The organism is Erythrobacter sp. (assembly GCF_023653175.1).
In the GTDB taxonomy this organism is placed as follows: Bacteria; Pseudomonadota; Alphaproteobacteria; order Sphingomonadales; family Sphingomonadaceae; genus Erythrobacter.
In genome coordinates this window covers 1-7,919 of sequence record NZ_JAMNXL010000166.1, presented here as the reverse complement: position 1 = coordinate 7,919, position 7,919 = coordinate 1, and the positions used below count along the sequence as shown (strand labels likewise).

The 7,919-nt window shown below is 65.0% G+C and carries 10 protein-coding genes and 1 pseudogene; all 11 read right to left on the bottom strand.

Annotated features, from left to right (window positions below):
* Positions 1–543, bottom strand: a pseudogene (locus tag NBV68_RS15455) (hypothetical protein); the annotation flags it as partial.
* Between the two features lie 106 nt (positions 544–649).
* The gene (gene rplQ / locus NBV68_RS15450; RefSeq protein WP_296311377.1) at positions 650–1,069 is read right to left on the bottom strand and encodes a 50S ribosomal protein L17; all 420 of its coding nucleotides are present in this window, start codon (positions 1,067–1,069) and stop codon (positions 650–652) included.
* A gap of 119 nt (positions 1,070–1,188) precedes the next feature.
* Entirely contained in the window at positions 1,189–2,244 is a 1,056-nt protein-coding gene (locus NBV68_RS15445) for a DNA-directed RNA polymerase subunit alpha (protein WP_296311374.1), read from the bottom strand.
* A gap of 125 nt (positions 2,245–2,369) precedes the next feature.
* On the bottom strand, positions 2,370–2,759 hold the full coding sequence (gene rpsK, locus NBV68_RS15440; RefSeq protein ID WP_017666383.1) for a 30S ribosomal protein S11: 390 nt from the start codon (positions 2,757–2,759) through the stop codon (positions 2,370–2,372).
* A gap of 57 nt (positions 2,760–2,816) precedes the next feature.
* Positions 2,817–3,185, bottom strand: coding sequence for a 30S ribosomal protein S13 (gene rpsM / locus NBV68_RS15435; RefSeq protein WP_267619878.1), 369 nt, complete (start codon positions 3,183–3,185; stop codon positions 2,817–2,819).
* A 296-nt stretch (positions 3,186–3,481) separates the two neighbouring features.
* Positions 3,482–4,315, bottom strand: a complete 834-nt coding sequence (locus tag NBV68_RS15430) for an SRPBCC family protein (protein WP_296311363.1) — start codon at positions 4,313–4,315, stop codon at positions 3,482–3,484.
* An 80-nt stretch (positions 4,316–4,395) separates the two neighbouring features.
* The gene (locus NBV68_RS15425; protein WP_296311361.1) at positions 4,396–5,043 is read right to left on the bottom strand and encodes an adenylate kinase; all 648 of its coding nucleotides are present in this window, start codon (positions 5,041–5,043) and stop codon (positions 4,396–4,398) included.
* Between the two features lie 103 nt (positions 5,044–5,146).
* Entirely contained in the window at positions 5,147–6,493 is a 1,347-nt protein-coding gene (secY, locus tag NBV68_RS15420; RefSeq protein WP_296311360.1) for a preprotein translocase subunit SecY, read from the bottom strand.
* Between the two features lie 139 nt (positions 6,494–6,632).
* Positions 6,633–7,169, bottom strand: a complete 537-nt coding sequence (gene rplO, locus NBV68_RS15415; RefSeq protein ID WP_296311359.1) for a 50S ribosomal protein L15 — start codon at positions 7,167–7,169, stop codon at positions 6,633–6,635.
* A 76-nt stretch (positions 7,170–7,245) separates the two neighbouring features.
* Positions 7,246–7,422: a 50S ribosomal protein L30 gene (gene rpmD, locus NBV68_RS15410; RefSeq protein ID WP_296311357.1), complete on the bottom strand. Its 177-nt coding sequence runs from the start codon at positions 7,420–7,422 to the stop codon at positions 7,246–7,248.
* Positions 7,423–7,428: 6 nt separating this feature from the next.
* On the bottom strand, positions 7,429–7,919 hold a 491-nt coding region (gene rpsE, locus NBV68_RS15405), incomplete at its 5' end, for a 30S ribosomal protein S5 (protein WP_296311355.1).

Sequence of the window (7,919 nt, the reverse complement as noted above, 5' to 3'; positions counted from 1 at the left end):
CGTGGCCGGCGGATCGGCGACCACGACGTCTCCCGTCAATTCCTTGAGCCCGATGGGCGCAAGGAGGCAGCCCTTGCCCGGACGGTAGCTGGCCCAACGCGGCGGCATGTCTTCGGCCCACGTTACGGCGACATGGTTGAATACCGGACGGCCCGGGACATAGGCGGCGAATTCGGCGCGGATTGCGCGCTCCTCGTCTTCTGACAGGTTGCCGGCTGCGAGCACCTCTTCGAGCGAGAGCGCGCCATAGGGCGGCTCGTTACCATCGGCGAAGGGCTGCGCCCACACCACTTGGTGCGGCAGAGTCGGCACGATCGCATCGAGGGGCGCCTGAATGCCGGTCAGTTCCCACTGCACTACGCTTTCGGGGGTGCGGACCGTGCCGTTGGCTTCCGCATTGGCGATCGCGCTGCACAGCATAAGCGCCTTGTAGCCTGCCGCCAAAGCGCGGTCATAGCGGGCGTCGAGCGCCTCCTGCTGGTTTTGCGCGGCAAGGGGAGAAGCGAGGAGCAGCGCTGTCGCTGAAAGGGCGGTGCGGATCATGGCGCCAACCCTACCCCGCACGCTTCAAAAGAAAAGGGAGGGCCAAAAGGAAAGGGCCGGAAGCGTTACCGCCCCGGCCCCTGCCTGTGTCGCTGCAAAGCGCGGCTTACGCGTCCTCGTATTCCTCGTCCGACTGCACCGGACCCGAATCCTGGCCACGCGCGCTCTCGTCGCGGTCGACGAATTCGATGATCGCCATCTGCACCGCATCGCCCGGACGCACACCGGCGCGCAGCACGCGGACGTAGCCGCCCTCACGGTCGCTGTAGCGCTCGGCCAGCACCTCGAAGAGCTTCTTGAGCTGCGCCTCGTCACCCAGACGGCTCATCGCGAGGCGGCGGTTAGACAATCCGCCACGCTTAGCCAGCGTGATCAGCTTTTCGATATAGGGGCGCAGTTCCTTGGCCTTGGGCAGCGTGGTCTTGATCTGCTCGTGCTTGACCAGCGCGGCGGCCATGTTGCGGAACAGGGCGTTGCGGTGACCCGTCTTGCGGCCAAGCTTGCGGCCCGAAATACCATGACGCATTTGACTTCATCCTTCGTTCGTAGGGAGCCCGTGCAAGGTAGCTCCATCCCGGTGGCAATCAGGGCCGCCACCTTCGCCCAAAGTGCGAGCCCCCGCCGAAGCAAGGGCTCGCGAATTCATCAGCCGAGAAGTTCTTGTTCCAACTTCTTGGCCATTTCCTCGATGTTCTCGGGCGGCCAGCCCGGGATGTCCATGCCGAGGCGCAGGCCCATGCTCGAGAGCACTTCCTTGATCTCGTTGAGGGACTTGCGGCCGAAGTTCGGCGTGCGCAGCATCTCGGCTTCGGTCTTCTGGACCAGATCGCCGATATAGATGATGTTGTCGTTCTTGAGGCAGTTGGCCGAACGCACCGACAGTTCCAGCTCGTCCACCTTCTTGAGGAGGTAGCGGTTGAGCTGGTTGGAGTCGCTTTCTTCCGGCTGCACCGCATGGCCGATCATCTGACCGACCGGCTGCGGGATGCCGTCCTCGAAGTGGACGAACAGCGTCAGCTGGTCCTGGAGGATGCGCGCGGCATAGGCCACGGCGTCTTCCGGGGTGACGGTGCCATCGGTCTCGACGGTCAGCGAGAGCTTGTCGTAGTCAAGCTCCTGCCCGACGCGGGCGTTCTCGACCTTGTAGCTCACCTGACGCACGGGCGAATAGAGCGAGTCGACCGGGATCAGCCCTATCGGCGCATCGGCCGGACGGTTCTGAACGGCCGGGCTGTAGCCCTTGCCGGTGTCGGCGGTCAGCTCCATGTTGAGCGTCGCGCCTTCATCGAGCTGGCAGATCACCAGGTCCTTGTTCATCACCTCGATATCGCCGGTCACGGCAATGTCACCCGCCTTGACCGCGCCCGGGCCGGTGGCCGAAAGCTGGAGCCGCTTGGGGCCCTCGCCTTCCATCTTGAGCGCGATCTGCTTGACGTTGAGGACGATGTCGGTGACGTCCTCACGCACACCCGCGAGGCTCGAGAACTCGTGCAGCACGTTCTCGATCTTTATCGAGGTAATCGCCGCGCCCTGCAGGCTCGACAGCAGCACTCGGCGCAGCGCGTTGCCGAGCGTCAGGCCGAAGCCCCGCTCGAGCGGCTCGGCCACGAAGGTCGCCTTGCGCTGACGATCGCCGCCATCCTTGATTTCCAGGGAGTTGGGTTTCTTGAGTTCCTGCCAGTTCTTGGTGTTGACGGACATGGATTTCCCCTAATTCGCCTTTCGGGCGGTTCAAACTTGGGCGGGCCGGATGCAGGGGCGCGAGCGCGCGGCATCAGACCCGATCGGGCGGCGGAGGCGACACGCGCCCCCGCCATCCCGGCGGATCAGACGCGGCGACGCTTGGAGGGACGGACCCCGTTGTGCGGGATCGGAGTGACGTCGCGGATCGAGGTAATGTTGAAGCCGACGGCTGCAAGACCCCGGAGCGCGCTTTCACGACCCGAACCCGGGCCCTTGACCTCGACTTCGAGGGTGCGCACGCCGTGTTCGGCGGCCTTCTTGCCGGCATCGTCGGCAGCGACCTGCGCGGCATAGGGAGTCGACTTGCGGCTGCCCTTGAAGCCCATCATCCCGGCCGACGACCACGAGATGGCATTGCCCTGCGCGTCGGTGATGGTGATCATGGTGTTGTTGAAGCTGGCGTTGATGTGCGCAACGCCGCTGGTGATGTTCTTCTTGTCACGGCGCCGGATACGGCCTGGTTCGCGTGCCATTCTCTATATTCCTCTAGCTCGTCAGAAGGAAAAAGCGGGGGAGCCGAAGCTGCCTGCTTACTTCTTCTTGCCCGCGATGGGCTTGGCCTTGCCCTTGCGGGTACGGGCGTTGGTGTGGGTGCGCTGGCCGCGAACGGGCAGACCGCTGCGGTGACGCAGGCCGCGATAGGCGCGCAGATCCATCAGACGCTTGATGTTCATCGCGGTGTTGCGACGAAGATCACCTTCCACGGTGAAATCGGCATCGATGGTTTCGCGGATGCGCAGGATTTCCTCGTCGGAAAGATCCTGCACGCGTGCGCTATGCGCAATGCCGAGCTTGTCAGCGATCTGGACGGCGGTGGTACGACCGATACCGTGAATATAGGTCAGCGCGATGATCACGCGCTTGTTGGTGGGGATATTGACCCCGGCAATACGAGCCACTTATTTCTCCATGCTCCACAGAGGCTTACGGCCTTTCATGGCCACCTCTATCTCAACGCTCATTCACTCTCATGCCCGCCTGCCGAAGGACCGAGGCACCGGCCCCGGATCACAAACGGCAAAAAGTCCGGTCGGCACGCGCAAGGGCGATGCCTGCCGAACTTGCTTCGAACATGTCGAATGAGGGGCGCGCGTAGGCTGATTCGCGCGAGGCGTCAACCGCCTGGCTTGCAAAGCGCACAGTGGGCCAAACGCCCTAGCGCATCAAGCAGATAGTGAAGCGCCCTGCCCGATGCTCAGCGCCCGGGCTTGTCGTCGAGATCGCTGAAGGCATCCTCGACCGAAGTCGGCTTGGGGGTGGGCTTGGGAGCAGGCTTGGGCGCACCGGCCCCAGGCGCACCGGCGGGCTTAGGGGAGCTAGCCGCAGGAACCGCAGCGGGCTGTGATGCACCGACCGCAGGAGCCGCAGCGGGCTTCGGCGCGACCGCACCCGCGGCAGGCTTGACCGCAGCAGGAGCCACCGTCGCGGCCTCAGGAGCGGGCGCGGCTGCAGGAGCGGGCGCAGGCGAGGGCGCAGGCACAGCGACCACGCCGAGCGGCTTTGCCAGGGCGGCAAGCTGGGTTGCCATCACTCCGTCAACCGCCTTGGCAATCACCGCAACCTCGTAGCGCATCGCCCCACCGACGTTGTATTCCCAAACGATCCGCGTGCCCTTCTCGTGCTTGCTGAGCACGATCGTCAGCACCCCGGTCACCGGCTCGCTCTGGAGCGGGCCGAGGCTGCCGATCATCCGCAGCGCCGCCTCGGGATAGGCCTGAACCACGCGCATGTGCTCGACGCTGCCCTGCAGCGTGAAGCGCCCCGGCTCATCGACCTCGGGGATGGTCTCGCAGAAGCAGCCGCCCGCCTGCGGGGTCAGGGCGAGGTTCTGCGCATCGCCCGACCAGGTATGCGCCTTGTCCCACCAGCCCGCCGGGCTGATGAGCGCCAGCCACACCTCCTTGGGCGTGGCGCTTACCACCACCTCGTTGCGCGAGACGAAGCCAATCTCGGAGGAGCGCGTCACTTCGGCAGCGGCAGGTGCGGCTGCAAGCACGGCGAACGCCGCTGCCATCACCGGAAATTTCATGGCAAGACCCTCCCTTGCGAAACCGTGCCGGAAAGGCTGCGGCAAAAGCCCGCGAGGCACAAGCCCCCCGCCCTCACCCCTCAGCTGCCGAGAATCGCGTCGATCTGCCCGGCGACCGTGTCGATCGCCGCCATCCCGTCGACCCGGGCGACGATCCCGCGCGCTTCGTAGCCCGGCAGGATCGGCGCGGTCTTGGCGCGGTATTCCTGCATGCGCATGCGCACGGTTTCCTCGTTGTCGTCAGGACGCCGCTTGAACTCGGTGCTCCCGCAGGTGTCGCACACGCCGTCGACCTTGGGCGGGTTGGCGGTGTCGTGGTAGAGCGTGCCGCAATTGCCGCAGGAGAAGCGCCCGGTGATGCGTTCGACCAGCGCATCCTCGTCCACCTCGAGTTCGATCACATGGTCGAGCACGCGGCCATTCTTGGCGAGGATCGCATCGAGCGCTTCGGCCTGGGCGGCGGTGCGGGGATAGCCATCGAAGATCGCACCCGTTTCCGCAGCCATTGCGGCCAGTTCAGCGTCGATCAGGTCGGAGACGATGGCGTCCGAGACCAGCTCGCCGCGCTCCATGACTTCCTTGGCGCGTAGCCCCACCGGAGTGCCGGCCTTGACCGCAGCGCGCAGCATGTCGCCGGTGGAGAGCTGGCGCATGCCATGCCGCTCGACCAGCCCCGCGCTCTGCGTTCCCTTGCCGGCGCCGGGAGGGCCAAGAAGAATGATGTTCACGAACCGTCCCCCAATATCGCCGCGGATCAGCGCCGCGCGCGTTCTTTCAGACTTACGGGTTCAACCATGCGGGCGGGCACGTCAAGCCGACTAATGTCGGATATCAGCGCATCCGGCCCTTGAGCTTGGCCTTCTTGATGAGATCGCCATATTGCAGGGCGAGCAGGTGCGACTGGATCTGGCTGATCGTGTCGACCGTGACGTTGACCACGATCAGCAGCGAGGTGCCGCCGAGGACCAGCGGGATCCCGGTCTGCGAAATCACCGCCTCGGGCAGCACGCAGACGACCGTCAGGTAGATCGAACCGATCACGGTGATGCGCGTGAGGACATATTCGAGATAGTCCGCGGTGCGCTTGCCCGGACGGATGCCGGGGATCGAACCGCCGTTCTTCTTGAGGTTGTCAGCCGTCTCTTCCGGGTTGAACACCACTGCGGTGTAGAAGAAGCAGAAGAAGACGATCCCGAGCGCATAGAGGGTCAGGTAGAGCGGCTGGCCGTGCTGGAGATACTGGTTCATCGTCTGCAGCACGTCGTAAGTGGTCGTGCCCGGTTGGATCGAGCCGCCGACGAGCTGGGTGATGGTCAGCGGCAGCAGCAGCAGCGAACTGGCGAAGATCGGCGGGATCACGCCCGCGGTGTTGATCTTGAGCGGCAGGTAGGAACGCTCGGCCTGCATCATCCCGCGCTCGGTCGCGCGCTTGGGATACTGGATGGTGAGGCGGCGCTGGGCCCGCTCCATGAAGGCGATGGCGAGGATCAGGAACACCACCATCACGATGAAGCCGATGATCGCAATCTCCGAGATCGCTCCGGTGCGGCCGCCCTCGAACAGGCTGCCGACGAGCTGCGGAAAGGCCGCGACGATCCCGGCCATGATGATCAGCGACACGCCGTTGCCAATGCCGCGGCTGGTGATCTGCTCGCCGAGCCACAGCAGGAACATCGTCCCGCCGGTCACATTGATGATCGTAGTGACATAGAACAGCGGGCTGGTATCGACCGCGATGCCCTGTGCGACGGCATTCGCTGCCACCGCATAGCCCTGGATGATGCACAGCAGCACCGCGCCGTAGCGGGTGTACTGGTTCAGCTTCTGCCGCCCACTCGCCCCGTCCTTCTTGAGCGCGGCCAGCGCCGGGTGGAGCGCCGAGGCCATCTGCACCACGATCGAGGCGGTGATATAAGGCATGATCCCGACCGCGATCAGGCTCATGCGTTCAAGCGCGCCGCCCGAGAAGGCGTTGAACAGATCGAGGATCGTGCCCGCAGCGCGGCTGTTGAACTCGGCAAGCTTGACCGGGTCGATCCCCGGAAGCGGCACGAAGCTGAGGAAGCGGAAGACAATCAGCGCACCGATGGTGAACCAGATGCGTTGCTTGAGCTCGGTCGCCTTGGCAAAATTGCCGAGGTTGAGGTTGCTCGCGATATTGTCGGCGCGTGATGCCATGGGAACGGGTCGATCCTAGCTCTTGATCCGGGCGCGCCCTGCATAATGAGCCCTTCGCAAAGGGCCGCCGAGGCACGCGAGAGCGTAAATAGGGAGCGCGGGGGCTCTTGTCGAACCCCCGCGCGCCTCCTTTTGTCGATTACTTGGCCTTGGCAGCCTGAGCCGCAGCCTTGTTGGCGTCGCGGCGGGCGAGCTTCTTCTCGTGCTCGGGAGTCGGAGCAGGCGCCACTTCGACGCTGCCGCCGGCCTTTTCGACCGCAGCGATCGCGCCCTTGGTCGCGCCGGTCACCGCGAAGGTCGCCTTGGTGGTGATCTCACCCTTGCCAAGCAGACGCACGCCGTCCTTGCCGCCGCGCACCAGACCGGCTGCACGCAGCGCGTCTTCGGTGATGGTGGCCGAGGCATCGAGCTTGCCGGCCTCGATGAACTTCTGGATCATGCCGATGTTCACCTCGGCGTAGTCCTTGGCGAAGGGGTTGTTGAAGCCGCGCTTCGGCAGACGCATGTGGAGCGGCATCTGACCGCCCTCGAAGCCCTTGATGGCCACACCCGAACGGGCCTTCTGGCCCTTCTGGCCGCGAGCCGAAGTCTTGCCCTTGCCCGAGCCGATACCACGGCCGACACGGACGCGGCCCTTGCGGGCACCGGCATTGTCGCGGATGTCATTCAGTTTCATAGTCGTGCACTCGCTTTCGCTTTTGTCGCGCTGAGAGAAAGGAAGGCCCCGACTTAGCGGGGCCTTGCCTCATGCTTTAATCGATCACCTGCACCAGATGCGGGATCTTGGCGATCGCGCCGCGCACCTCGGGGGTGTCCTGACGCTCGACGATCTTGTGCATCTTGTTCAGCCCGAGACCGATGAGGATCTCGCGCTGGGCGGCCGGGCGACGGATCGGCGAACCGATCTGCTTGATCTTGATGGTAGCCATCTGTCCTTACTCCACGATCGCGGCAGCTTCGGCTTCCGCCTCGACTGCGCTGGCCCCGCCGCGACCCAGGAGGTCGGCAACCTTCTTGCCGCGACGCTGGGCGACCGACTTCGGCGAAGTCTGCTCGGTCAGCGCGTCGAAGGTGGCGCGGATCATGTTGTAGGGGTTCGAGGTGCCGACCGACTTGGTCACCACGTCGGCAACGCCGAGGCTCTCGAACACGGCGCGCATCGGACCGCCGGCGATGATGCCGGTGCCCGGAGGCGCGGTGCGGACAGTCACCTTGCCCGCGCCGAAACGGCCATTGCCGTCATGATGCAGGGTGCGACCTTCCTTGAGCGGAACGCGGATCATCTTCTTGCGCGCCGCAGCGGTCGCCTTGGTGATCGCCTCGGGCACTTCGCGAGCCTTGCCGTGGCCGAAGCCGACGCGGCCCTGGCCGTCGCCGACCACGACCAGCGCCGCAAAGCCGAAGCGCTTGCCGCCCTTCACGGTCT